This window comes from Mycobacterium sp. SMC-4, from assembly GCF_050205565.1.
GTDB lineage: Bacteria > Actinomycetota > Actinomycetes > Mycobacteriales > Mycobacteriaceae > Mycobacterium.
Genome location: NZ_JBNMQU010000009.1, coordinates 34,537 through 56,497 on the forward strand (window position 1 = coordinate 34,537; position 21,961 = coordinate 56,497).

21 protein-coding genes are annotated in these 21,961 nt (G+C 68.6%); 14 read left to right on the plus strand and 7 right to left on the minus strand.

The genetic code is table 11. The features are described 5' to 3' along the window. Nucleotides 1-8 precede the first annotated feature (8 nt). Nucleotides 9-1,271: a phosphoserine phosphatase SerB gene (gene serB / locus ACQI46_RS16585; protein WP_427095119.1), complete on the plus strand. Its 1,263-nt coding sequence runs from the start codon at nucleotides 9-11 to the stop codon at nucleotides 1,269-1,271. A 10-nt stretch (nucleotides 1,272-1,281) separates the two neighbouring features. Here serB and ACQI46_RS16590 read toward each other — a convergent pair whose 3' ends face one another. After that, nucleotides 1,282-2,727, minus strand: coding sequence for a PLP-dependent aminotransferase family protein (locus ACQI46_RS16590; RefSeq protein WP_427095120.1), 1,446 nt, complete (start codon nucleotides 2,725-2,727; stop codon nucleotides 1,282-1,284). A 63-nt stretch (nucleotides 2,728-2,790) separates the two neighbouring features. Between ACQI46_RS16590 and ACQI46_RS16595 the strand changes: the two genes are divergently transcribed. The 8 genes from ACQI46_RS16595 to ACQI46_RS16630 all read left to right on the plus strand — a co-directional run bounded on the left by ACQI46_RS16595 (nucleotide 2,791) and on the right by ACQI46_RS16630 (nucleotide 9,185). Beyond that, nucleotides 2,791-2,943: a hypothetical protein gene (locus ACQI46_RS16595; protein ID WP_427095121.1), complete on the plus strand. Its 153-nt coding sequence runs from the start codon at nucleotides 2,791-2,793 to the stop codon at nucleotides 2,941-2,943. Nucleotides 2,944-2,990: 47 nt separating this feature from the next. Then, a complete protein-coding gene (locus tag ACQI46_RS16600) occupies nucleotides 2,991-3,677 on the plus strand; it encodes a nucleoside/nucleotide kinase family protein (protein ID WP_427095122.1) in 687 nt (228 codons plus the stop codon). A gap of 99 nt (nucleotides 3,678-3,776) precedes the next feature. After that, nucleotides 3,777-4,631, plus strand: coding sequence for an ABC transporter ATP-binding protein (locus tag ACQI46_RS16605; RefSeq protein WP_427095123.1), 855 nt, complete (start codon nucleotides 3,777-3,779; stop codon nucleotides 4,629-4,631). A 115-nt stretch (nucleotides 4,632-4,746) separates the two neighbouring features. Continuing rightward, nucleotides 4,747-5,547 (plus strand): NUDIX hydrolase, encoded by an 801-nt coding sequence (locus ACQI46_RS16610; RefSeq protein WP_427095329.1) that lies wholly within the window; start codon nucleotides 4,747-4,749, stop codon nucleotides 5,545-5,547. Continuing rightward, a complete protein-coding gene (locus ACQI46_RS16615) occupies nucleotides 5,544-6,239 on the plus strand; it encodes an enoyl-CoA hydratase (RefSeq protein ID WP_427095124.1) in 696 nt (231 codons plus the stop codon). The genes ACQI46_RS16610 and ACQI46_RS16615 overlap by 4 nt, the downstream gene beginning before the upstream one ends. A 10-nt stretch (nucleotides 6,240-6,249) precedes the next feature. Continuing rightward, nucleotides 6,250-7,248, plus strand: a complete 999-nt coding sequence (locus tag ACQI46_RS16620; RefSeq protein WP_427095125.1) for a class I SAM-dependent methyltransferase — start codon at nucleotides 6,250-6,252, stop codon at nucleotides 7,246-7,248. Then, nucleotides 7,206-8,411, plus strand: coding sequence for a THUMP-like domain-containing protein (locus ACQI46_RS16625; protein ID WP_427095330.1), 1,206 nt, complete (start codon nucleotides 7,206-7,208; stop codon nucleotides 8,409-8,411). Before ACQI46_RS16620 ends, ACQI46_RS16625 begins: the two co-directional genes overlap by 43 nt. A gap of 63 nt (nucleotides 8,412-8,474) precedes the next feature. Next, complete coding sequence (locus ACQI46_RS16630) at nucleotides 8,475-9,185, plus strand: esterase (protein ID WP_427095126.1); 711 nt, start codon at nucleotides 8,475-8,477, stop codon at nucleotides 9,183-9,185. On the opposite strand, the gene ACQI46_RS16635 is transcribed toward ACQI46_RS16630, so the two are convergent. Together ACQI46_RS16635 and ACQI46_RS16640 are read right to left on the minus strand one after the other, a co-directional pair. Continuing rightward, nucleotides 9,153-10,724 carry an alanine/glycine:cation symporter family protein gene (locus ACQI46_RS16635; RefSeq protein ID WP_427095127.1) on the minus strand — a complete coding sequence of 524 codons (1,572 nt, stop codon included), beginning with the start codon at nucleotides 10,722-10,724 and terminating at the stop codon, nucleotides 9,153-9,155. The genes ACQI46_RS16630 and ACQI46_RS16635 overlap by 33 nt on opposite strands. Nucleotides 10,725-10,752: 28 nt before the next feature. Next, the gene (locus ACQI46_RS16640; protein WP_427095128.1) at nucleotides 10,753-12,030 is read right to left on the minus strand and encodes a PQQ-binding-like beta-propeller repeat protein; all 1,278 of its coding nucleotides are present in this window, start codon (nucleotides 12,028-12,030) and stop codon (nucleotides 10,753-10,755) included. A gap of 101 nt (nucleotides 12,031-12,131) precedes the next feature. On the opposite strand from ACQI46_RS16640, the gene ACQI46_RS16645 reads away from it, so the two are divergent. Continuing rightward, nucleotides 12,132-12,869, plus strand: a complete 738-nt coding sequence (locus ACQI46_RS16645; protein WP_427095129.1) for an acyltransferase — start codon at nucleotides 12,132-12,134, stop codon at nucleotides 12,867-12,869. A gap of 45 nt (nucleotides 12,870-12,914) precedes the next feature. Here ACQI46_RS16645 and ACQI46_RS16650 read toward each other — a convergent pair whose 3' ends face one another. The 4 genes from ACQI46_RS16650 to ACQI46_RS16665 all read right to left on the minus strand — a co-directional run bounded on the left by ACQI46_RS16650 (nucleotide 12,915) and on the right by ACQI46_RS16665 (nucleotide 18,102). Further along, the gene (locus ACQI46_RS16650) at nucleotides 12,915-14,417 is read right to left on the minus strand and encodes a glycosyltransferase family 39 protein (RefSeq protein ID WP_427095130.1); all 1,503 of its coding nucleotides are present in this window, start codon (nucleotides 14,415-14,417) and stop codon (nucleotides 12,915-12,917) included. Nucleotides 14,418-14,504: 87 nt separating this feature from the next. Continuing rightward, on the minus strand, nucleotides 14,505-15,737 hold the full coding sequence (locus tag ACQI46_RS16655; RefSeq protein ID WP_427095131.1) for a glycosyltransferase family 4 protein: 1,233 nt from the start codon (nucleotides 15,735-15,737) through the stop codon (nucleotides 14,505-14,507). Next, nucleotides 15,734-17,308, minus strand: a complete 1,575-nt coding sequence (locus ACQI46_RS16660) for a 1,4-alpha-glucan branching protein domain-containing protein (protein WP_427095132.1) — start codon at nucleotides 17,306-17,308, stop codon at nucleotides 15,734-15,736. The genes ACQI46_RS16655 and ACQI46_RS16660 overlap by 4 nt, the downstream gene beginning before the upstream one ends. Then, nucleotides 17,305-18,102: a class I SAM-dependent methyltransferase gene (locus tag ACQI46_RS16665; RefSeq protein WP_427095133.1), complete on the minus strand. Its 798-nt coding sequence runs from the start codon at nucleotides 18,100-18,102 to the stop codon at nucleotides 17,305-17,307. The genes ACQI46_RS16660 and ACQI46_RS16665 overlap by 4 nt, the downstream gene beginning before the upstream one ends. Before the next feature lie 196 nt (nucleotides 18,103-18,298). Between ACQI46_RS16665 and ACQI46_RS16670 the strand changes: the two genes are divergently transcribed. The 4 genes from ACQI46_RS16670 (at nucleotide 18,299) to ACQI46_RS16685 (ending at nucleotide 21,937) form a co-directional block, all read left to right on the plus strand. Beyond that, nucleotides 18,299-19,090, plus strand: coding sequence for an electron transfer flavoprotein subunit beta/FixA family protein (locus tag ACQI46_RS16670; protein WP_427095134.1), 792 nt, complete (start codon nucleotides 18,299-18,301; stop codon nucleotides 19,088-19,090). Between the two features lie 44 nt (nucleotides 19,091-19,134). Then, nucleotides 19,135-20,091 (plus strand): electron transfer flavoprotein subunit alpha/FixB family protein, encoded by a 957-nt coding sequence (locus ACQI46_RS16675; RefSeq protein WP_427095135.1) that lies wholly within the window; start codon nucleotides 19,135-19,137, stop codon nucleotides 20,089-20,091. Between the two features lie 164 nt (nucleotides 20,092-20,255). Next, nucleotides 20,256-21,095 (plus strand): GNAT family N-acetyltransferase, encoded by an 840-nt coding sequence (locus ACQI46_RS16680; protein WP_427095136.1) that lies wholly within the window; start codon nucleotides 20,256-20,258, stop codon nucleotides 21,093-21,095. Continuing rightward, a complete protein-coding gene (locus ACQI46_RS16685) occupies nucleotides 21,092-21,937 on the plus strand; it encodes a lysophospholipid acyltransferase family protein (protein ID WP_427095137.1) in 846 nt (281 codons plus the stop codon). The genes ACQI46_RS16680 and ACQI46_RS16685 overlap by 4 nt, the downstream gene beginning before the upstream one ends. Nucleotides 21,938-21,961 lie beyond the last annotated feature (24 nt).

Sequence of the window (21,961 nt, forward strand, 5' to 3'; positions counted from 1 at the left end):
CGTCGACGGTGAGCGCATCCGAAGCGTCGGCTGACAGCAACTCCGCGCGCAACCGCTCCTCCCTGCTGATCACGGTCACCGGCCGTGATCAGCCGGGCGTCACGTCGGCCCTCTTCGAGGTGCTGTCACGGCACCGGGTCGAACTGCTCAACGTCGAACAGGTCGTCATCCGCGGTCGGCTGACGCTCGGCGTGCTCGTGGCCGCCCCGGCTGATGTCGCCGCGGGACCGGCGCTGCAGGACGAGGTTCGCGACGCCATCCACGGTGCCGGCCTGGAGGTCAGCATCGAGGGCAGCGACGGGCTGCCCGTGATGCAGGACCCGTCCACGCACACGATCGTGGTGCTGGGCCGTCCGATCACCGCGGGCGCGTTCGGCGTCGTGGCGCGAGAAGCCGCGGCACTCGACGTCAACATCGACTTCATCCGCGGTGTGTCCGACTACCCCGTCACCGGGCTGGAGTTGCGGGTTTCGGTTCCTCCCGGTGCGTTCGCCGACTTGCAGCGCGTGATGGCCCGGGTAGCCGTTGAGGAAAGCGTCGACATCGCGATCGAGGACTACAGCCTGACCCGGCGCGCCAAGCGTCTCATCGTCTTCGACGTGGACTCCACCCTGATCCAGGGCGAGGTGATCGAGATGCTGGCTGCGCACGCCGGCGCCGAAGCCGCCGTTGCCGAGGTCACCGAGGCCGCCATGCGCGGCGAGTTGGACTTCGCCGAGTCCCTGCACCGGCGGGTCGCCACGTTGGCCGGACTGCCCGCCGACGTCCTCGACCGTGTCGCCGACCAGATCCAACTGACCCCGGGCGCGCGCACGACGCTGCGCACGCTGCGCCGCCTCGGCTATCACTGCGGCATCGTCTCCGGAGGATTCCGGCAAGTCATCGAGCCGCTCGCGCACGAGTTGATGATGGACTTCGTCGCCGCCAATGAGCTCGAAGTGGTCGACGGCAAGCTGACCGGCCGGGTGATCGGTGAGATCATCGACCGGCCGGGCAAGGCCAAAGCGCTGCGCGATTTCGCCCAACAGGCCGGCGTGCCGATGGAGCAGACCGTGGCGGTCGGCGACGGCGCCAACGACATCGACATGTTGTCCGCCGCGGGCCTGGGAGTGGCGTTCAACGCCAAACCGGCGCTGCGGGAAGTCGCCAACGCGTCTCTGAGCCATCCCTACCTGGACACGGTGCTGTTCATCCTGGGCGTGACGCGCGGGGAGATCGAGGCCGCCGACGCGGCGGATGGCGTGGTGCGTCGGGTCGAGATCCCCGACTGACGAATCGCGGTCACACCACCACGGTGACCGGCTCCGGCGGCGACGCGCCGGTGATGCTGTGCCAGGCGGTGGCCAGGAGTGCGACGGCCTCGTCGAGTTGTTCCTCGGGCAGGGCGTAGGGCACCCGCACGAACCGCTCCAGCGCCCCGTTCACACCGAAGCGGGGCCCCGCCGGCAATTCGAGTCCGATACGCGACGCAGCCGCCGACAACGCCGTGCTCATCGGTGCCGGCAGACGGACCCACAACGACAGTCCGCCGGCGCCCGAGCCGGGCTGCCATTCGGGCAACCGTTCGGCCAGCAGCGTGCGCAGGAAGTGCCGCCGCGCCCGCAACATCTCCCGCCGCTCCGGCAGGACATCGTCGGTCATGGCCAAAAGCTTTGCCGCGGCGAGCTGTTCGAGGATTGCGGTACCCATGTCGACGGTCGGACGCAACGCAGCCACCGTCGCGATCGTGTTGCGCTCGGCGCGGATCCAGCCGATGCGCAGCCCACCCCAGAACGACTTCGACATCGAACCGATGGTCAGCACCAGGTCTCGGTGCGCGGTCAGCTCGGCGGCCAGCGGGCGGGGGACGGGCCGGTCGAGCCAGATGTCGGCGATGGTCTCGTCGACGATGGTGCGCGTCCGAGAATCGGCGATCAGCTTCGCCAGCCGGGGCCGGTCCTCGCCGGCGAGGGTATGGCCGGTCGGATTGTGGTTGTCGGGAACCAGGTAGGCCAGTTGAGGGGCCAGTTGGGCGATGACGTTCTGCATCGCGTCCAGATCCCAACCGTCGTCGGTCATCGCCACCGGGACGGCCTGCGTTCCGGACGCGGCGATCGCCGTCAGCGCGCCATGGTAGGTGGGCTGTTCGACGAGCACCCGGTCGCCGGGTTGGGTGTAGGTCTTCAGAATCAGGCCGATGGCGTGCAACGCGCCGGTGGTCACCATCACCTGGTCGGGTTCGGTGGCCAGCCCGCGTTGACAGTATTTCTCCGCGATCGCCTCGCGCAGCGGTGCGACGCCGATCAGTTCGTGGCCCATGCTGCGCAGGTACGGGGTGATCTCGGGGGCGGCTTCGGCGTAGGCCCTCAGCACCGCGGGAGCCGGTGCGGCCAGTGCTGCGGCGGACAGTCCAGCGGTGGGAGGCGCGGGCAGCGGGGGAACGCTGCCCAGAGTCACCGGCAGCGCCGTGGTGCTGCGCGCGCCGCGGCGTGCGTTGAGGTAGCCGTCCTCGCGCAACTGGGTGTAAGCCGCGGTGACCGTGGTTCGGGATACGCGCAGCGCCTCGGCCAGGACGCGCTCGCTGGGCACCTGCGCACCGACCGGGAGCCGGCCGTCGATGATCAGCAGACGGATGGCATCGGCCAGCCCGTGATACGCCGGACCGGTACGACTGGATGTCCGCCAGTTGCCCAGTTCGCGTACAACGAGGTCCACATCGAGCAAGCGGTTGGACGTTGCAGTAGTCATTGAGAGCCAGTGTGCTTCAACTGGCTATTGAATAGCAAGCCAGTTGCCGCAGAACATGGCCACATGAGGAACTGGATGTCACGGCTGGGCCAGCGCCTGGCCGACTTGTATTACCTACCGTCGATGGACGGTACGAGCCACGAGTACGACCCGGACGCCCGTCGCGTCCGCAGTGAACTCGACGCCATCCGCATGCACTTCCCCGACCACTCCTGAGCCCTCGGTGGATTCCCGGCGTCCCGACGCCGATGATGGGGTCCACGATGAGCCGACAAAGCGGGGGCGGGCAGACCAGTCCGGCGACGGTGGCTGCACTGGCAGCTGACGCCATGGCGCTGTGTGGCGGGCGACGGGCCATCCTCGGCATCACCGGAAATCCGGGTGCGGGGAAGTCGACGCTGGCCGCGCTGCTGTGTCGACACATCGCTCAGCATTGGGGCGCCGACGCGGTGGCTCTGGTGCCGATGGACGGCTTCCATCTCGCCGACACGCAGTTGCGCCGGCTCGGACTGCTCGATCGCAAGGGAGCGCCGGAGACCTTCGATGCGCGCGGCTATGCGCACCTGCTCAACCGTATTCGCCACGATGTCGAAAACGATGTCTACGCACCAGGATTCGACCGCAGTCTCGAACAGCCGCTGGCCGCGGCCGTCGTCGTTCCGCCCACGGCGCGGCTGGTGGTCACCGAGGGCAACTACCTGTTGCATCCCGACCCGCCATGGCCGGACGCGCGGCTGTCGCTGGACAGCGTGTGGTTCGTCACCGTCGATGACCAGACGCGCCGGCAACGGCTGATCGCCCGGCACGTCGAGTTCGGAAAGACACCCCAGCAGGCGCGGGACTGGGTGGCCGCGGTCGACGACCCGAACGCCGAACAGGTCCGACTCACCGCCGCGGCGGCCGACCGCGTGATCGTCAACGGGGTCGCTGCCTGGTCGCCGTCGGTATGACGCGATGAAAAGTGCGCAGTCCCAACCTCTCTGTTCGTGCGCACCGACGCCGCCGACGGCGCGACCGCCGCGGCCCGACCCGCTGGCTACGATGGCCGAATGGCAGTCGAGGAGTCTGAAGAAGAGGTAGAGACCACCGACCCCGACCTGCTGATCGACTTCGCCGAGGTCACGCTGCGCCGTAACGGCAGGCTCCTGGTCGGTCCCGTGACGTGGTCGGTGGAACTCGACGAGCGCTGGGTCGTCCTCGGTCCGAACGGCGCAGGCAAGACGTCGCTGCTGCGCATCGCCGCGGCGATGGAACACCCGTCATCCGGTAGTGCCTGGGTGCTGGGGGAGCGGCTCGGCCGCGTCGACATGTCGGAGCTGCGCGCCCGCATCGGGCTGAGCAGCGCCGCGCTCGCGCAACGCGTGCCCGACGACGAGGTGGTACGAGATCTCGTGGTCTCGGCGGGTTATTCCGTCCTGGGCCGTTGGCGCGAACAGTACGAGGAGATGGACTACCACCGCGCGCTCGACATGCTCGAGAGCGTCGGCGCCGAACACCTTGCCGAACGCACCTACGGCACGCTGTCGGAGGGCGAACGCAAACGCGTCGTGATCGCCCGCGCGTTGATGACCGACCCGGAATTGCTACTGCTCGACGAGCCCGCCGCCGGCCTGGATCTGGGCGGCCGCGAGGAACTGGTGGCCCGGCTGTCAGACCTGGCCGACGATCCCGACGCACCCGCGATGGTGCTGGTCACCCACCACGTCGAAGAGATCCCGCCCGGCTTCTCGCACTGCCTGATCCTGTCCGAAGGCGGTGTGGTGGCCGCGGGCCTGCTCAGTGACGTACTGACTGCCGAAAACCTGTCCCAGGCCTTCGGGCAGTCCATCTCCCTGGATTTCATCGACGGCCGTTATTTCGCGCGCCGTACCCGCACGCGCGCAGCGCACAGACGACGGGCCTGAGGGCCGAAGGAGCCACATGACCGACCCATCCGAAGCCCCGCTTGTCCCGCGGCCCGCCGCCCCGCTTGTCCCGCGGCCCGCCGCCCCGCTTGTCCCGCGGCCCGCCGCGACCGTGATGCTCATTCGCGACGAAACCACCGGCTCCCCCGACGGCCTCGAGGTGTTCCTGATGCGCCGCCACTCGGCAATGGACTTCGTTGCCGGGGTGATGGTGTTCCCCGGCGGCGGCGTCGACGACCGGGACCGCAACGCGGACGTCGCCTGGCACGGGCCGGACCGGAACTGGTGGGCCCAGCGGTTCGGCATCGACGCCGAGCTGGCCGAAGCGCTGGTGTGCGCGGCCGCGCGGGAGACGTTCGAGGAGTCCGGGGTGCTGTTCGCCGGGTCGGCCGACGATCCCGATCTGCTGGTCGACGACGCGTCGGTCTACCGCGACCAGCGTGCGGCGCTGGAGAACAAGTCGCTGTCCTTCGGCGAATTCCTGCGCTCCGAGAAGCTGGTCCTGCGCGCCGACCTGCTGCGGCCGTGGGCCAACTGGGTGACCCCCAAGGAGGAGCGCACCCGTCGCTACGACACCTACTTCTTCGTCGGTGCACTACCTCGGGGGCAGCGCGCCGACGGCGACAACACCGAAACCGACGAGGCCGGCTGGGTCACCCCACAGGCCGCGCTGGACGACTTCGCCGACGGGCGCAGCTTCCTGCTGCCGCCGACCTGGACCCAGCTGGATGCTCTCAACGGTCGCACCGTCGCCGAGGTGCTCGCCGTCGAACGGCAGATCGTCGCGATCGAGCCGTCCCTGGCCGCGGAGAAGAACGGTAACTGGGAGATCGAGTTCTTCAACAGCGAGCGCTACAACCAGGCCCGCAACCGTCGTGCGCCGCAGGGCTACACCGACGGGGCTCCGCTCGCGTGACCGAGTTCGTCAGTGTGGTGCCCGCCTCGGGTGACCTGCCCGCCGGCCTGGCCACGCTGCTGCTGTCCCGGCCACCCACCAATGCGCTCACCCGGCAGGTGTACCGGGAGATCACCGACGCGGTGGCCGAACTCCAGGAGCGCGACGACGTCCGCGCCGTCGTCGTGTTCGGCGGCCACGAGATCTTCTCCGCCGGCGACGACATGCCCGAGCTGCAAACCTTGAACGCCGAGGAGGCCGCGACCGCCGCCCAGGTGCGCCAGCGGGCCGTCGACGCGCTCACCGCGCTGGCCAAGCCGACGGTGGCGGCCATCACCGGCTACGCCCTCGGGGCCGGGCTTGCACTCGCCCTGGCCGCGGACTGGCGCGTCAGCGGCGACAACGCACGGTTCGGCGCCACCGAGATCCTGGCCGGCCTGGCCCCCGCCGCAGCGGGCAGCCGGCGGCTGGCCGAGACCATCGGACGCAGCAAGGCCAAGGACCTGGTGTTCAGCGGGCGGTTCGTCGACGCCCGAGAAGCGCTCGCGCTCGGACTGGTCGACGAGCTGGTGGCCCCGGACACCGTGTACGACGCCGCGGTGGCCTGGGCGGCCCGCCTCCTGGAGTATCCGTCGCCGGTACTGGCGACCGCCAAGGCCGCCTTCACCTCCGAGGACCTGCTCGCCGACGGCCGATCCGGCAGCGGACGTTAGGCTGCCCTTCATGACGGAAACGAAGGAAACCGGCGCCTACCCTGATGTCGCCGTCCCGGCTCCGAACCCGCACGCCACCCAGGAACAGGTCGAGGCCGCGATGCACGACTCGAAGCTGGCCCAGGTGCTGTACCACGATTGGGAAGCCGAGACCTACGACGACAAGTGGTCGATCTCCTACGACCAGCGATGTGTGGACTATGCCCGCGGACGGTTCGACGCCGCGGTGCCCGAGGCCGTACAACGTGAACTGCCCTACGACCGGGCCCTCGAGCTCGGCTGCGGCACCGGGTTCTTCCTGCTCAACCTGATTCAAGCCGGTGTCGCGCGGCGCGGCTCGGTGACCGACCTGTCCCCGGGCATGGTCAAGGTCGCCACCCGCAACGGGCAGTCACTGGGTCTGGACGTCGACGGCCGGGTCGCCGACGCCGAGGGCATCCCCTACGAGGACAACACCTTCGACCTGGTGGTCGGACACGCGGTGCTGCACCACATCCCCGACGTCGAGTTGTCGCTGCGGGAAGTGGTCCGCGTGCTCAAGCCGGGCGGACGGTTCGTGTTCGCCGGCGAGCCGACCACAGTGGGCAACCGGTACGCCCGTGAGCTGTCGACTTTGACGTGGCACATCGCGACCAACGTCACCAAGCTGCCGATGTTCTCCGACTGGCGCCGACCGCAGGCCGAACTCGACGAATCCTCGCGCGCCGCCGCCTTGGAAGCCGTCGTGGACCTGCACACCTTCGATCCTGCCGACCTCGAGCGGATGGCGACCAACGCCGGTGCGGTCGAGGTGCGCACGGCCAGTGAGGAATTCACCGCCGCGATGCTCGGTTGGCCGGTCCGTACCTTCGAGGCCGCGGTACCCCCGGGCCGATTGGGTTGGGGCTGGGCGAAGTTCGCGTTCAACAGCTGGACCACGCTGTCGTGGGTGGACGCCAACGTCTGGCGCCGGGTGGTTCCGAAGGGCTGGTTCTACAACGTCATGATCACCGGGGTCAAGCCGTCGTAGAGTTCACCCTCGACGATGTGCGCTACCTCGGCAGCGACGAGGGCCGCGCGGCGCTGGCCCAGGTCGCCGGTCATGCCCTGACCAGTTCCACTCTGATCGCTGACATCGCTTCGCTGCGAAGGGCTTTCGGTGACCGAGTGACCGTCCTGGTCGAGACCGTGCGGCTGCGCCGCAAAGCGATGGCCAAGCTGCCGGGCTCGGCGGAGTGGCTGTTCACCGACACTGCCCTGCAACAGGCGACCGCGGCCGCGGTCGCGGCGCACCGTGCCCGTCGTCTGGCCGGCCGGACCGTCCACGACGCCACCTGCTCGATCGGCACTGAGCTTGCCGCGCTGCGGGATTGCGCCGCCCATGTGGTGGGATCCGACCTCGATGCGGTCCGGCTGGCGATGGCCCGCCACAATCTGGGGCCAGATGTCGGCTTATGCCGCGCCGACGCGCTGCGGCCTGTCACCGCCGACGCCGTCATGGTGGTCGACCCGGCACGTCGCGACGCGGCGGGACGTCGCTTCGATCCACGCGCCTACGCACCGCCGCTCGACGACCTGCTCGCGGTGTTGAACGGGCGCGACCACGTGGTCAAGTGCGCTCCCGGAATCGATTTCGCCGCGGTGGAGGCCATGGGCTTCGACGGGGAGGTCGAGGTGACCTCGCTCGGCGGCAGTGTCCGGGAAGCCTGCCTGTGGTCGCGTGGCCTCGCCGGGGCAGGGGTACGGCGGCGAGCAACACTGCTCGACACCGGCGAACAGCTCACCGACACCGAACCCGACGACTGCGGCGTGGCGCCGGCCGGCCGATGGCTCGTCGACCCCGACGGAGCGGTGGTGCGCGCCGGGCTGGTGCGCCACTACGGGGCTCGCCACGGCCTGTGGCAGATCGACCCGGAGATCGCATACCTGTCCGGCGATGAACTGCCCGACGGAGTGCGCGGTTTCGAGGTGCTCGAGCAGCTTCCGCTGCACGAACGGCGACTCCGGCAAGCCCTTGCGGCGCGGCGCGTGGGCGTCGTGGAGATCTTGGTTCGCGGCGTCGACATCGACCCCGACGCGCTGCGTCCGCGACTTCGGTTGCGCGGCCCGGAGCGGGCGTCGGTGGTGATCACCCGGCTGGGCGCGAAAGCGGCAAGCCGGGCAACAGCATTCATATGCCGTCCGTCACGTTGAGCCCTGCCGTACCCTGACCACAAGTGCGCCGAAGTCCGTGCGGCGCCGATCGTGAGGACGTCAATGCGCATTGTCGCCACTGCTTTGGTGGCCGCCGGTATCGCAACGGGGTGGGTGGCCGCTCCGGCCGCCGCGGCCCAGCCGGCGTGCCCGGAGCTGGGCGGTGTCGTGGACGCCGACCAGATCTGCCGGGTGCACATGGAGGCACCCACGTACCGGGTGGACTTCACGTTCCCCGTCGACTATCCCGATCAGCAGGCCCTGGCCGCCTACCTGACCCAGACCCGGGACGGATTCGTCAACGTCGCCGGTGTGCCCACAGCGTGGAACCTGCCGTACGTGCTCGACGGCAGGGGCACCGGTTACCGCAGCGGCCCCGAGGACGCAGGCACCCGAAGCGTCGTGTTCGAGGTGTACGAGAACGTCGGCGGCGCGCATCCGCAGACCTGGTACAAATCGTTCAACTGGGACGTCGCCAAAGAGGCGCCGATCACGTTCGACACCCTGTTCAAGCCGGGCACCGAGCCGCTGGAAGAGATCTTCCCGATCGTGCAGTCCGAGGTGTCGCGTCAGCTGGGCGTCGACTCGCCGATCACCCCGGCCGACGGCCTCGACCCCGCCAAATACCAGGAGTTCGCGCTGACCGACGACGAGGTGATCTTCTTCTTCGGTCAGGGCGAGGTGATGGCGGGCGCCGGCGGGGCGTTGCAGGCCCGTGTACCGCGCTCGGAGATCGCCGACCTACTCGTCGTCGAACCGGCCGTCAGCCCGTAGCGGTCGACGCCCCGTCCCTGCCCCGGCGGGATCGTAGTTCTCCCAGAAGGTGGCGTTCCTGATGCCGAGGGCGAACGGGTCGAACACCGGGTCGAGCCCCTGCTTCTTCTGCCGCTCGTAATCCCACAGCGCCTTGTAGGCAGGCCCCTGCAGGATCAGGATGCCGATGATGTTCAGCCAGGCCATCAGTCCGACCCCGATGTCCCCGAGCGTCCACGCCTCCGAGGCGGTCGACACAGCGCCGACCGTGACCGCCACCAGGATCAGTGTCTGCAGCACCATCGTGGCGGCGGAGCCGACACTGCTCCTGATACCGGGGATTTCGACAGTGGCCGCCCTGCCCAGCAGGAACCGCAGATTCGTCTCGGCCATGTAGTAGTAGGCGATGATCGTGGTCAGACAGAAGAACGCCAGCGAGATCGCGATGAAACTGGAACCCGCGCCACTCCACAGAGTGTCGAAACCCACCTGGGCGAACTCCGGACCGACTTCGGCGTCGGCGGCCAGGATGTCGCCGCCTTCGTAGATCACCGCGCCGTCGGCGCTCTCACCCTCGAACACCCGGTAGGCGCCGGTCGACAGGATCAGGAAGCCGGTGGCCGAGCAGACGAACAGCGTGTCGACGTAGACGGCGAATGCCTGCACCAGGCCCTGCTTGGCAGGGTGGGACACCTCGGCGGCGGCCGCGGGGTGAGGACCGGTGCCCTGGCCGGCCTCATTGGAGTAGATGCCACGTTTGACGCCCCACATCACCGCCGCCCCGATGATCGCGCCGAACGCGGCGTCGAGGCCGAACGCGCTGGAGAAGATCAGCGAGAGAATCGCCGGGATCTCCTCGGCGTTCATCAGCACGACGACGAGCGCGAGGACGATGTAGGCGACCGCCATGAACGGCACCACGATCGACGCGAACGTCGCGATCCGCTTGACACCCCCGATGATGACGAACGCCAACAGGATTACGATGCCGATCGCGACCCACCACTTCGAGACGCCCCACGCCGAATTCATCGATGACGCCATCGAATTGGACTGCACACCGGGTAACAGCAGACCCATCGCGACCAGCGTGACTGCCGCGAAGACGTAGCCGTACACCTTCATCGCGCCGGCTGCCGCCGTGTGGGACAGCGCGGTGCTGAAGTAGTAGGCCGGCCCGCCGCGGTACTCGCCGGTGAGCTTGTCGCGGTCCTTGTAGATCTGGCCGAGCGTGCACTCCACGAACGAGGTCGACGCACCGAGGAACGCGACCGTCCACATCCAGAACAGCGCACCGGGGCCGCCGAACGCGATCGCGGTCGCCACGCCGGCGATGTTGCCGGTGCCGACCCGGCCGGCCAGTGACATGGTCAGGGCCTGGAAGCTCGAGACGCCCGACGGCGATTTCTCACCTTTGAGCATCAAGCGCACCATCTCGGGGATCTGCCGAACTTGTACGAATCGCGATCTGATGGAGAAATAGACGCCCGCAGCCAAACAGAGGTAGACCAGGGTCTCGTGCCACACGAGGTCGTTGACCGCGCTGAGGAATTCCGTCACGTGCGTCCCCTCGTCTGTGTTCCGGCGGTCACGCCGGCGCGAATCCGTAAACCCGGCCGTCGCTGGTGGCGGTGACGACGCGCCGGTCGTGAGCTATCGAGACGCCGACGGGCCAACCGCCGGCGTTGGGCAGCGGGTAGGTGTCGACGGTGCGGCCGTCACCGAGGTCGACGGTAGCCAGGCCCATGCCGTCACCGTCGCGAACCACGACATAGCCGACACCGGCGATGCTGGTGGTGGTCAGTGGCTCCACGTCGTCGCGGTTCCAGACGATCTCGGCCTCGTCGCCGTTGTCGCGCACGGCGGTCAATCGGGCGCCCGGCCCGCCACCGGCGACGATCAGTCCGTCGGGGCCCACCGAGGGCGGCGTCTGGGCCAGGTAGTTCAGCGGGACCGACCACTTCGCGCTGCCGTTGTCGCTGTTGAGCGCCCACAGACGGTTGTCGCGGCCGTTGACGTAGACCGTGTCGCCGTCGGCGGACATCACCGGGCTGCCCAACGGACCTCCACCCACCGCGTCGCTCGTCCATTCCCGTGCCAGCAGCGGACTCTGCCCGGGCCGGTACCGCAGTCCGACGAGCACCGGCGCGTCGGCGCCCGGCTCCCACAGCGAGAGCACCACCATGCGCGACGCCTCGGAGAACGCGGGTGCCGCGGCGACCGGGCAACCGCTTCGGGCCGGTAGGCAGTCGGCGAGACCACGTTCGGAATCGGTCGGGTCCACCCCGGCGACCAGATCCAGGGCGGTGCCGACCACAGTGCCGCGGTGCGCGTCGAACACCAGGACCTGGCCCAGGTGGGTGACCACCAGCAGCCGGCCCGGGTCGAGCACACGGATGGTGGTCGGCATCCCGATCACCGGCCGGCGCCACCGGATCCACTGTGTCGTCGGAAACGACAGCACCGCGCCCGGCTGGCCGATGTAGAGGTTGTCGACGCCGTCGAGCAGCGGGCTGGACGTCGCACCGCCCTGCACGAGGCGGGTGCACCAGCGCTGACGGGCACGGTTGTCGACCTCCCAGACCATCAGTGAGCAGCCGGCCGCACTCTGGGCGTTGACCGCCAGCTGGTTGCCGGACCCGAGCGCGATCTGGGCTCCCAGTTCGCCTTTGACCGAGCGCATCCATTCCAGCCGTAGCCGGTCGGCCCCGTCGACGGGGGAGTGGCTGCTGTTGGCGGCGTCGGCATACTGCGCGGCCCAGCCGTCAGCGGCCTTGGCCTCGACCCAGGAATCGGTGCTACCGCAGCTGGCGACGGTTCCGGCGACCAGCACCGCCGCAGCCACCACGATGATTCGCCGGAGCACGGGATCCCTTCTCACGTCCTCGACGCGGCGTCCCGCGTCGTTTTCGAGCCCACGTGAGGGTAACCGTTCGGGGTGCCTGCTCTCGCGTAGGCTTTGCGGCCATGACGACGATGTGGGGAGCGCCGCTGCACAAGCGTTGGCGGGGCTCGCGTCTCCGGGATCCGCGGCAGGCGAAATTCCTCACCCGGGACTCGCTGAGATGGGTGATCAGCAACCGTGCCTACACGCCGTGGTACCTGGTTCGCTACTGGCGGCTGCTGAAGTTCAAGCTGGCCAACCCGCACATCATCACCCGCGGCATGGTGTTCCTCGGCAAGGACGTCGAGATCCAGGCCACCCCGGAGCTGTCGCAGATGGAGATCGGCCGGTGGGTGCACATCGGCGACAAGAACACCATCCGCTGCCACGAAGGGTCGCTGCGGATCGGCGACAAGGTGGTGTTGGGTCGGGACAACGTCATCAACACCTACCTCGACATCGAGCTCGGTGACTCGGTGCTGATGGCCGACTGGTGCTACATCTGCGACTTCGACCACAAGATGGACAGCATCGAGCTGCCGATCAAAGACCAGGGCATCGTCAAGGGACCGGTGCGCATCGGGCCGGACACCTGGGTCGGGGTGAAGGTCAGTGTGCTGCGCAACACCTCGATCGGCCGCGGCTGCGTGCTGGGCTCGCACGCCGTGGTGCGCGGTGAGATCCCGGACTACTCGATCGCCGTCGGCGCGCCGGCCAAGGTGGTCAAGAACCGCAAGCTGTCGTGGGAGACGTCGGCGGCCCAGCGGGCCGAACTGGCGGCGGCGTTGGCGGACATCGAACGGAAGAAGGCCGAGCGCTGACGATCCGTCCAATCCAGCGCTGACGATCCGTCCGAGATGGTGCGTTCAATCAGTCGGTAATCGGAAGAGCTGCACTCTTTTGGGATTGTTGCCCGGTACTTCGACTGGATGAAGCCGCGCGTCTTCGGCAACCTCGGCCAACTTCGGCGACTGCGAGTGCATGTCCACGATCAGCCAGGCTCCATCTCGTCCGGATGATCGGTCGAGGCCGAGCGAGGCGAGGTCCGCGTCGCGAGGCACGGCCATCAACGACAAAGCGTCTCGGGCGTAGTAGTTGATCTTGGTTTCGAGGTAGATCGGTTTGACGTACACGGGGTCGGACGCACCTTCGACGCCAGAGCGAGCGTGGGCGAGCAGGTACGCGACGACGGGTCCGACATCGGAGTCTCTGTCGGCCGCCGAGTAGTAGGCGAACACCGAGGGCAGCAAAGCCAGTGTGCCCGCACAGAGCAGGCCGACAACCGCGCTGGGGCCGACGCCGATCCTGCTCAGGCCCCGGGCGGCCGCGGCGACCATCAACAGGCTGGAGCCGGGCAGGTACCACCACAGCTCCAATGCGCCCGACAGCGGCAGCAGCAGGATTGCGGGTAACGGAGGCAGGTAGGCGACGCATGCGAAGAACATGTCCTGCTCATCACGCAGGCGGACGATCACCCATAGCAGGCATACTGCGCCTGCAGTGAGCAAGCCGACAGCGAACACTCCTTGCCACGAAAGCAAGTCGGGCATCGACCGGTCACCGAACATGAGTCCTTTGATCAGGAGTCGCGCATGGTCGGGCACTTCGCCGATGGTGACCGGTGGCCGGGCAGCCTGTCCGCGCCCGACCTGAGCTATGGCGGTGGGAATCCACGGTGCGTAGGCGAGTGCCACGCCGACGTGCGCGACGATCCAGGCCTTCCACGCTGCGGACGTCCGCTCCGGCCTCGTTTGCCGTGCGCCGGCGATGATGAAATGCAGCCAGATCGCGGTGATCGCCAGGGCGGTGTAGTAGTGGAGGTAAAGCGCGGTCGTCACCGAGACGCCGTACAGCAACAGCGCCGAGGGGCGGACGCCGCCGGTATCGACCCATCGTCGGTATGAGACACACGCTGCGAGTACGGCTGCCGTCGCCCACGGGTACATCCGCGTTTCCTGCGCCTGGTCCAGCGCCAACGGCGACAACGCCGACCACAGCAGAACCGCGTAACAGACGGGGCGCGGCATGGCGTCGTCGATCAGCCGGTACAGCAAGTAGAGCGCGACCACGCTGCCGGTCACCGACAGAGTCCGCAGTGCAGTCAGCGAGTCACCGAAACACCATAGCCACACCTTGAGCAACAAGTAGTAGAGCGGTGGATGGACATCGTTTGCGGTCCATGCCAGCAGATGCGGTACGGAGCCGGTTGCGAGGAACCAGGACGTCGATTCGTCGAGCCCGAGGTTCTTGTCGCTGATTCTCCACATGCGAAGTGCGAGTGCACAACCGAGCAGTAGCGACAGGGGGATGAACTTGCCTACTCGCGACGTCGGCAGGAGTCCGATGGAGCGCTGCTCCGTGGATTCCATTTCGCGGATGGTAGCCCAGTCCGCGTCGCTGCGGCCGAGATTCTCTCGGAGCCTGTGGGGCCTGCGCGAGGCGATCGGCCCCGCGCGTCACCGTCCGGGCAGCGGGCGCTCGGCGATGGGCCGGCGAGGCTGCGGGCGGCGTTCTGCGCGCTTGGCGGCCAGGTAGACCTGGGCTGTCTCGGCCGCGACGGTGTGCCAGGCGAATTCGGCGGTGAGCCGCTCCCTGGCGGCGACGGCGCGCAGCTGGGCGGCTTCGGGCGCGTCGAGCACCGCGCGTACCGCGTCGGTCAGTCCCGCCACGTCGCCGGGCGCATGAGACAGTCCGGTCACCCCGTCGATGACGGCTTCGCCGAGCCCACCGGCCGACGAGGTGACCAGCGGCAGTCCGGAGGCCGCGGCTTCCAGCGCGACGATGCCGAACGGTTCGTACAGCGAGGGCAACACCGCGGCGTCGGCACGGTGCAGCAGATCGAGCAGTTCGGAATGTTCCAGGCGGCCGATGAACGTCGTCGCCTTGAGAACGCGGTGCTTGCGGGCCTGCTCCTGCAGGAATTTGAGTTGGGTGCCGTCGCCGGCGACGGTCAACGTGGTGCCGGGATGGGTACGCCGGATGCGGGGCAGCGCGGCGATCGCGTCGTGCACACCCTTCTCGTACTCGAGGCGGCCGAAGTACAGCAGTTCGGCCGGTCCGGTGCGTGCGCGTCGCGGCGCGAACGGCCAACCGTGGACGTCGATTCCGTTGCGGATGACCGCGATCTCGGACAGCTCGGGCCCGAACAGCGCGGTGATCTCATCGCGCATGGACGCCGAGCAGGTGATCAACGAGTCGGAGTCGCGGACCAGCCAGGATTCCAGTGCGTGCACCTGTCGGCTCACCGGACCGGACACCCAGCCCGAATGCCGCCCGGCTTCGGTGGCATGGATGGTGGAAACCAGTGGCACATCGAAGAATTCGGCCAGCGTGACGGCCGGGTGGGCGACCAGCCAGTCATGGGCGTGCACCACGTCGGGCCGCCAATCGCGCAGTCCGAGACCGGCGCGGACCATGGCGTGGCCCATCGCCAGCGTCCAGGCCATCATGTCGGTGCCGAACGTGAACTCGTGCGGGTCCTCGGCGGCGGCGATCACACGGACGCCGTCGTTCACGTCGTCGGCGGTGGGGTGTGACATCGGGTCGGTGCCCGTGGGGCGGCGGCTCAGGACCACGACATCGTGCCCGGCCGCAGCCAGCTCGGTGGCCAGGTGATGCACGTGGCGACCCAGACCGCCGATCACGACCGGCGGATATTCCCAGGAGACCAGCAGGATCTTGAGTCTCATGCGGGTGGCAGCCTGCGTGCATCGAGGGCCCCGAACAACCCGTCGGCCCGGTTCCACGCCGCCGCGAGCCGCTGCGCATGGTCATGGCGACCGGCGGCGGCCGCGTCGGCGATCTCCCGGGTCGCGTGGGCGTGCAGGTGCGCGCGGTAGCGCGCGTACTCGGCCGCGGAGTCCTTGCTGACCATGAACGGCCAATCGCTGGAGACCGTCAGCAGTGTCTCGCGCAGGATCTGGTCGGCCACGAAGTTCCTGGGTGCCGGCGCGCCCCCCGAAACCGCCTGGGCGAGTGCCTTGTCCACCGATGTCAATGCGGTATCGACGACTTCGTTGTTCAGCTGCACGAGGTCGGCGACCTTCTCACCGGCCCACACCTGCCAGTCCTTGCCCGACCCCCACGAGCTCGGCGGCAGGTCCACCGGTCCGCCGAGGTAGCCCCCGTCCACTGCGTCGGCCAGTGTGCCGACGCGCACTCCGGCGGCGGGCAACGCCCGCAGTACTCGCCCCAGCCATTCCGGGCCCTCATGCCACCAGTGGCCGAACAACTCGGTGTCGAATGCAGCGACCACGTGCGCGGGACGGCCGATGCGCTCACTTTCGGATCGCAGGCGGTTGCGCACCGTGTCGACGAAGTCGGCGACGTGACCGTCGATGGCCGCGTCGGCGCGCTGCGGGTCGTACGGCGCCTTCTCCTCGGAGGGGACATTGCGACCCGTCACCCGTGCGGGTTTCAGTCCGGTGGCGTGGTCGTAGGTGTGGAAATCCCGGTAGGCCGCATGGCCGGGGTAACCCGACTTCGGGGACCACACGCGGTAACTGACCTGCAGGTCGCGCCCGAACGCGATGACGTCGGAATCGCCCACCGGGCGGCCCAAGGCGGTATCGCCGTGCAGCGACGGGCCATCGACCATGAAGTGGCCGACGCCGGCCGCCGCGTAGTCGGTCTCCATACCCGGCGCGTAGGCACATTCGGGCGCCCAGATACCGCGCGGCGTATGGGCGAAGCGTTGCCCTGCATCGGCCAGCCCTTCACGCAGCGCGAATTCGCGCAGTCGCGGGTTCAACAGGGGCTGGAACGGATGGGCCAGCGGCCCGCCGAGCAACTCGATGACCTCGCCGTCGATCAGTTCCCGCAGCACCGGGCTGCCGCCGTGACGCCACCACGCGTCGAACTCGGCCAGTTCCCGCTCGGCCTCTGCCTGTTCCCGAATTCCGAAGCGTCGCAATGCTTCTGGAGCCGAGGCGGGTGAGGTTCCCGTCGAGGTGCGGCTGGTGGCTGCCTCGAGCGCGCGCAGCTGCCAGTTGGCCAGCCAGTGGTGCATGCCCTGCAGGCAGTACGGGTCGTCGAGCTGGGCGGCGACGACCGGGGTGATACCCAAGCTGACCAGGTGGGTACGGTCCTCGGCGGCCAGCGAACGCAGCACCCGCACCAGCGGCAGATAGCACGCCGCCCAGGACTGGTAGAGCCATTCCTCGCCGACCGGCCACCGGCCGTGATGCGCCAGCCAGGGCAGATGGGTGTGCAGGACAAGCGTGAACAGTCCCGGGACCGGGGCGTCGCCGGCCGTCGTCACGGCCGCACCGCGATCGCGACCAGATCGAGGCTGTCATCGATGTTCCGGTCGGGGCCACCCGGCACCAGATCGAAGTCATCCACGCTCACCGCAGCGATATCGGCGAGCAGGTCGGCAGGCCATGGTGCATCGGCCAGAGCGCGGGCGATCTGGGCGTCGATGATCGAACCGCCATGGCGCGCGTCGAGTTCCGCCAGACCTGGACCGTGGAACACCCCCAGCATCGACTGCACCGTCAGGCCCGCAGATTCGAGCAGCTCGCTCAATTCCGCGGCGTTGAGCTCTCGGGTGTGGAACGGGTTGACCGGGGTGTCCCGGCCGGGGGAGAAGGTGATGCGGTTCGGGGTCGACATCAGCAGCAGGCCGCCCGGGCGCAGCACGCGCCGGCACTCGGCGACGAACTGCGCTTGATCCCACAGGTGTTCGATCACCTGGAAGTTGACCACCACGTCGACCGAGGCGTCGTCGAGCGGCAGTTGCACCAGGTTGCCGTGCCGCATGTCCACGCGGGGGTACCGGGCGCGCACGTGCGCGACCGCCGACTCGTCGTAGTCCAACCCGATCACCGTGCGCGCGACGCCGGCGATCAGGTCCGCTCCGTAGCCTTCGCCGCAGCCGGCTTCCAGGACGTCGCGATCGCGGCAGTGGTCGAGCAGACGCAGGTACACCACTTCGTGGCGACGGAACCAGTAGTTCTCCTCGGCGATGCCGGGCACGGTCCGCTCGCCGGTCAGGGCCATGGGGGCCTCGGCAGGCTGTTCTCCGCGGGAGCCATTGGCAACAGATGCGCTCATCGGAAGGCAGGCTAACCCGTAACCGTCCGATGACGAATAGTTCGCACATCTACGGGCTGACGGAAACCTGAACCCGACCAGTTATGGTGTTCTGGCGAACCGCCGCAAGTTACCAGCGGGTAACATGGTGGTGATTGCTTCAAGCGTGGTATGGCAGGCCGCACAACGGCCCCTTCGAGGAGGACGAACCAGAGCTATGACGAACATCGTGGTCCTGATCAAACAGGTCCCTGACACCTGGTCCGAGCGCAAGCTGTCCGACGGTGATTTCACGTTGGATCGGGAAGCCGCCGACGCGGTGCTCGACGAGATCAACGAGCGCGCCGTTGAGGAAGCGCTGCTGATCAAGGAGCGCGAGGGCGGCGACAGCACGGTCACCGTGTTGACGGCCGGACCGGAGCGCGCCACCGAGGCGATCCGCAAGGCGCTGTCGATGGGTGCGGACAAGGCTGTGCACCTGGTCGACGAGGGCATGCACGGCTCGGACATGGTCCAGACCGGCTGGGCGCTGGCCCGCGCCCTGGGCACCATCGAGGGCACCGAACTCGTCATCGCCGGTAACGAGGCCACCGACGGCACCGGCGGTGCGGTTCCGGCCATCATCGCCGAGTACCTGGGCCTGCCTCAGCTCACCCACGTGCGCAAGCTGACCGTGGAGAACGGCAAGGTCGTCGCCGAGCGCGAGACCGACGACGGTGTGTTCACCCTCGAGGCGTCGCTGCCGGCAGTGGTCAGCGTCAACGAGAAGATCAACGAGCCGCGCTTCCCGTCCTTCAAGGGCATCATGGCCGCCAAGAAGAAGGAAGTCACCAAGCTCACGCTCGCCGAGATCGGCGTCGAGGCCGACGAGGTCGGCGTCGCCAACGCCGGGTCGAAGGTGCTGGCCTCGACCCCGAAGCCGCCCAAGACCGCGGGCGAGAAGGTCACCGACGAAGGCGACGGCGGCACCAAGATCGCCGAGTACCTGGTCGGTCAAAAGATCATCTAGCAGATCATTCCTTCCCCGTTATCTGAGAAACGAGAGACATTCCCATGGCTGAAGTACTCGTGCTCGTCGAGCACGCTGAAGGTGCGCTGAAGAAAGTCACGCAAGAACTGATCACCGCCGCCCGTGTCCTGGGCGAGCCGTCGGCCGTCGTGGTCGGCAAGCCCGGCACCGCCGAGGGTCTCACCGACGGGCTGAAGTCCGCCGGTGCGGCCAAGATCTACGTCGCCGAGTCCGACGACGTGGAGAACTACCTGATCACCCCGTATGTCGACGTGTTGGCCTCGCTGGCCGAGTCGGCCACCCCGGCCGCGGTGCTGTTGGCTGCCAACGCCGACGGCAAGGAGATCGCGGGCCGGCTGGCTGCTCGCATCGGCTCCGGCCTGCTCTCCGACGTCATCGAGGTCAAGGAGGGCGGCAAGGGCATCCACTCGATCTTCGGCGGTGCCTTCACCGTCGAGGCCGAGGCCGTCGGTGACACCCCGATCATCACCGTGCGTGCCGGCGCCATCGACGCCGAGCCGGCCGACGGTGCGGGTGAGGTCGTTTCCGTCGAGGTGCCCGCGCAGGCCGAGAACGCCACGAAGATCACTTCGCGGGAGCCCGCGGTGGCCGGTGACCGTCCCGAGCTGACCGAAGCCACTGTCGTCGTCGCCGGTGGTCGTGGTGTCGGCAGCGAGGAGAACTTCAAGATCGTCGAGGAGCTGGCCGACTCGCTCGGTGGCGCGGTCGGTGCGTCCCGTGCTGCGGTCGACTCCGGCTACTACCCGGGCCAGTTCCAGGTCGGCCAGACCGGTAAGACCGTGTCGCCGCAGCTGTACATCGCGCTGGGTATCTCCGGGGCGATCCAGCACCGCGCCGGCATGCAGACCAGCAAGACCATCATCGCGGTCAACAAGGACGAAGAGGCGCCGATCTTCGAGATCGCCGACCTGGGCATCGTGGGCGACCTGTTCAAGGTCACCCCGCAGCTGACCGAGGCGGTCAAGGCTCGCAAGGGCTGATCGACTCCTCTCGTCACCAGACGCAAAGTCGCCCTTTTCCTCCGGGAATTGGGCGATTTTGCGTCTGCTCGGCAGGACGCGGCGACCAACTCGTCACCTGACGCTCACAGACACGTCACTGCGCCGACAGCACGTCGTGACTCCGCTGCGCGACCGTGCTGGACGTGAGCACCGCTTCTGTCCTCATCCGCTCCGACAGTTCCGCGCCACCGACCGCCGCGCCACGCTACTCGCTGCTGCTGAGCGCCGACCCCGACGACATCGAGGCGGCCCAGCGCCTGCGTCACGACGTCTTCTCCACCGAGCCTGGGTACGCGCTGCCCCCGGACACCGTCAGCGACGTGGACCGCTTCGACGAATTCTGCGATCACCTGCTGGTCCGCGACGACGCGACCGGCGAGCTGGTCGGCTGCTACCGGATGCTGCCGCCGCCGGGCGCGATCGCCGCGGGCGGCCTCTACATGGCCACCGAGTTCGACGTCTCCGGCCTCGACCCGCTGCGACCGGGTCTGGTGGAGATGGGTCGCGCGGTGGTGCGCGCAGGGCACCGCAACGGCGCCGTGGTCCTGCTGATGTGGTCCGGGATCCTCGCGTACCTGGACCGCTGCGGCTACGACTACGTCGCCGGGTGTGTCTCGGTCCCCGTCCACGACCCGGCCGGCGCCCTGGCCCCAGGCAGCCAGCTGCGCGGCGTCCGCGACTTCGTTCGCCGCCGGCACGCCGCGCCGACCTGCCACACCGTCGTGCCGCACCATCCGGTCGTCCTCGACGGGCACGGGCTCGACGACATCAGCCCACCGCCCCGCGTGACGGTGCCGCCACTACTGCGGGGGTACCTGCGTCTGGGGGCACAGGTCTGCGGCGACCCGGCCCACGATCCAGTCTTCGGTGTCGGAGATTTCCCCGCGCTGCTCGACAAGCGCCGCGCCGATGTCCGCTACCTGCGTCGCCTGCGGTCGGCCGGGGCGGCGGCCGCGACCAGCGAGGACGGGCCGGCGTCATGACATTGCAGAGCGACCACGCCTGGCTGCAGCGAGCCACCTGTGACGCCAGCTGCGTATCCGCGGGTGCCGACCGGCCGGGACGACGGTGGTGGGTCGCGGTGCGCACCGGAACGCGGATCTGCGCCGCCGCGGTGCTGTTCGCGTTCGTGTGGCTGCTGGCACTGCCGCTGCCCGGGCGGTGGCATGTGCAGCGAGCGTACTGCCGGTTGATGCTGCGCAGCTTCGGCGTGCGGATCGCGGTGTCCGGCGGGCCGATCCGCAACCTACGCGGAGTGATGGTGGTCAGCGGCCACGTGTCGTGGCTGGACATCTTCGCTATCGGCGCGGTCCTGCCCGGATCGTTCGTCGCGCGCGCCGACCTGGTCGACTGGCCCGCGCTGGGTCCCGTCGTACGGCTGATGAAGGTCATCCCCATCGACCGGGGCAGCCTGCGTCGGCTACCCGCGGTGGTCACCGCGGTCACCGACCGGCTGCGGGCCGGACACACCGTCGTCGCGTTCCCCGAGGGCACCACGTGGTGCGGGCTCGGCTACGGGCGCTTCCGTCCTGCGATGTTCCAAGCCGCGATCGATGCGGGCCGTCCGGTGCAGCCGCTGCGCATGACGTACCGCCATCGGGACGGACGGTTGTCCACCCTTCCCGCATTCGTGGGTGACGATTCGCTGCTGGCCTCGATACGGCGAGTGCTCACCGCGCGCCGCACCGTCTGCCACATCGGCGTGGAGTCGTTGCAGCTGCCCGGAAGCGACCGCCGTGAGCTGGCGGCGCGCTGTCAGCGGGCGGTGCGCGGCACCGACACCGAGCTCGCGCGAACGGTCGGACACCGCTCACTCGTCGCCTGACCGTCGCCGAGCTGCGGCGACTGC

What these genes read in the sequence shown, in the direction of transcription:
- ACQI46_RS16655 (WP_427095131.1), bottom strand. Translation starts at nt 15,737, where the DNA reads ATGAGACTCAAGATCCTGCTGGTCTCCTGGGAATATCCGCCGGTCGTG.
- ACQI46_RS16670 (WP_427095134.1), top strand. Translation starts at nt 18,299, where the DNA reads ATGACGAACATCGTGGTCCTGATCAAACAGGTCCCTGACACCTGGTCC.
- ACQI46_RS16590 (WP_427095120.1), bottom strand. Translation starts at nt 2,727, where the DNA reads ATGACTACTGCAACGTCCAACCGCTTGCTCGATGTGGACCTCGTTGTA.
- ACQI46_RS16600 (WP_427095122.1), top strand. Translation starts at nt 2,991, where the DNA reads ATGAGCCGACAAAGCGGGGGCGGGCAGACCAGTCCGGCGACGGTGGCT.
- ACQI46_RS16645 (WP_427095129.1), top strand. Translation starts at nt 12,132, where the DNA reads ATGACGACGATGTGGGGAGCGCCGCTGCACAAGCGTTGGCGGGGCTCG.
- ACQI46_RS16685 (WP_427095137.1), top strand. Translation starts at nt 21,092, where the DNA reads ATGACATTGCAGAGCGACCACGCCTGGCTGCAGCGAGCCACCTGTGAC.
- ACQI46_RS16610 (WP_427095329.1), top strand. Translation starts at nt 4,747, where the DNA reads ATGCTCATTCGCGACGAAACCACCGGCTCCCCCGACGGCCTCGAGGTG.
- ACQI46_RS16595 (WP_427095121.1), top strand. Translation starts at nt 2,791, where the DNA reads ATGAGGAACTGGATGTCACGGCTGGGCCAGCGCCTGGCCGACTTGTAT.
- ACQI46_RS16665 (WP_427095133.1), bottom strand. Translation starts at nt 18,102, where the DNA reads ATGAGCGCATCTGTTGCCAATGGCTCCCGCGGAGAACAGCCTGCCGAG.
- ACQI46_RS16675 (WP_427095135.1), top strand. Translation starts at nt 19,135, where the DNA reads ATGGCTGAAGTACTCGTGCTCGTCGAGCACGCTGAAGGTGCGCTGAAG.
- ACQI46_RS16650 (WP_427095130.1), bottom strand. Translation starts at nt 14,417, where the DNA reads ATGGAATCCACGGAGCAGCGCTCCATCGGACTCCTGCCGACGTCGCGA.
- ACQI46_RS16630 (WP_427095126.1), top strand. Translation starts at nt 8,475, where the DNA reads ATGCGCATTGTCGCCACTGCTTTGGTGGCCGCCGGTATCGCAACGGGG.
- ACQI46_RS16620 (WP_427095125.1), top strand. Translation starts at nt 6,250, where the DNA reads ATGACGGAAACGAAGGAAACCGGCGCCTACCCTGATGTCGCCGTCCCG.
- ACQI46_RS16605 (WP_427095123.1), top strand. Translation starts at nt 3,777, where the DNA reads ATGGCAGTCGAGGAGTCTGAAGAAGAGGTAGAGACCACCGACCCCGAC.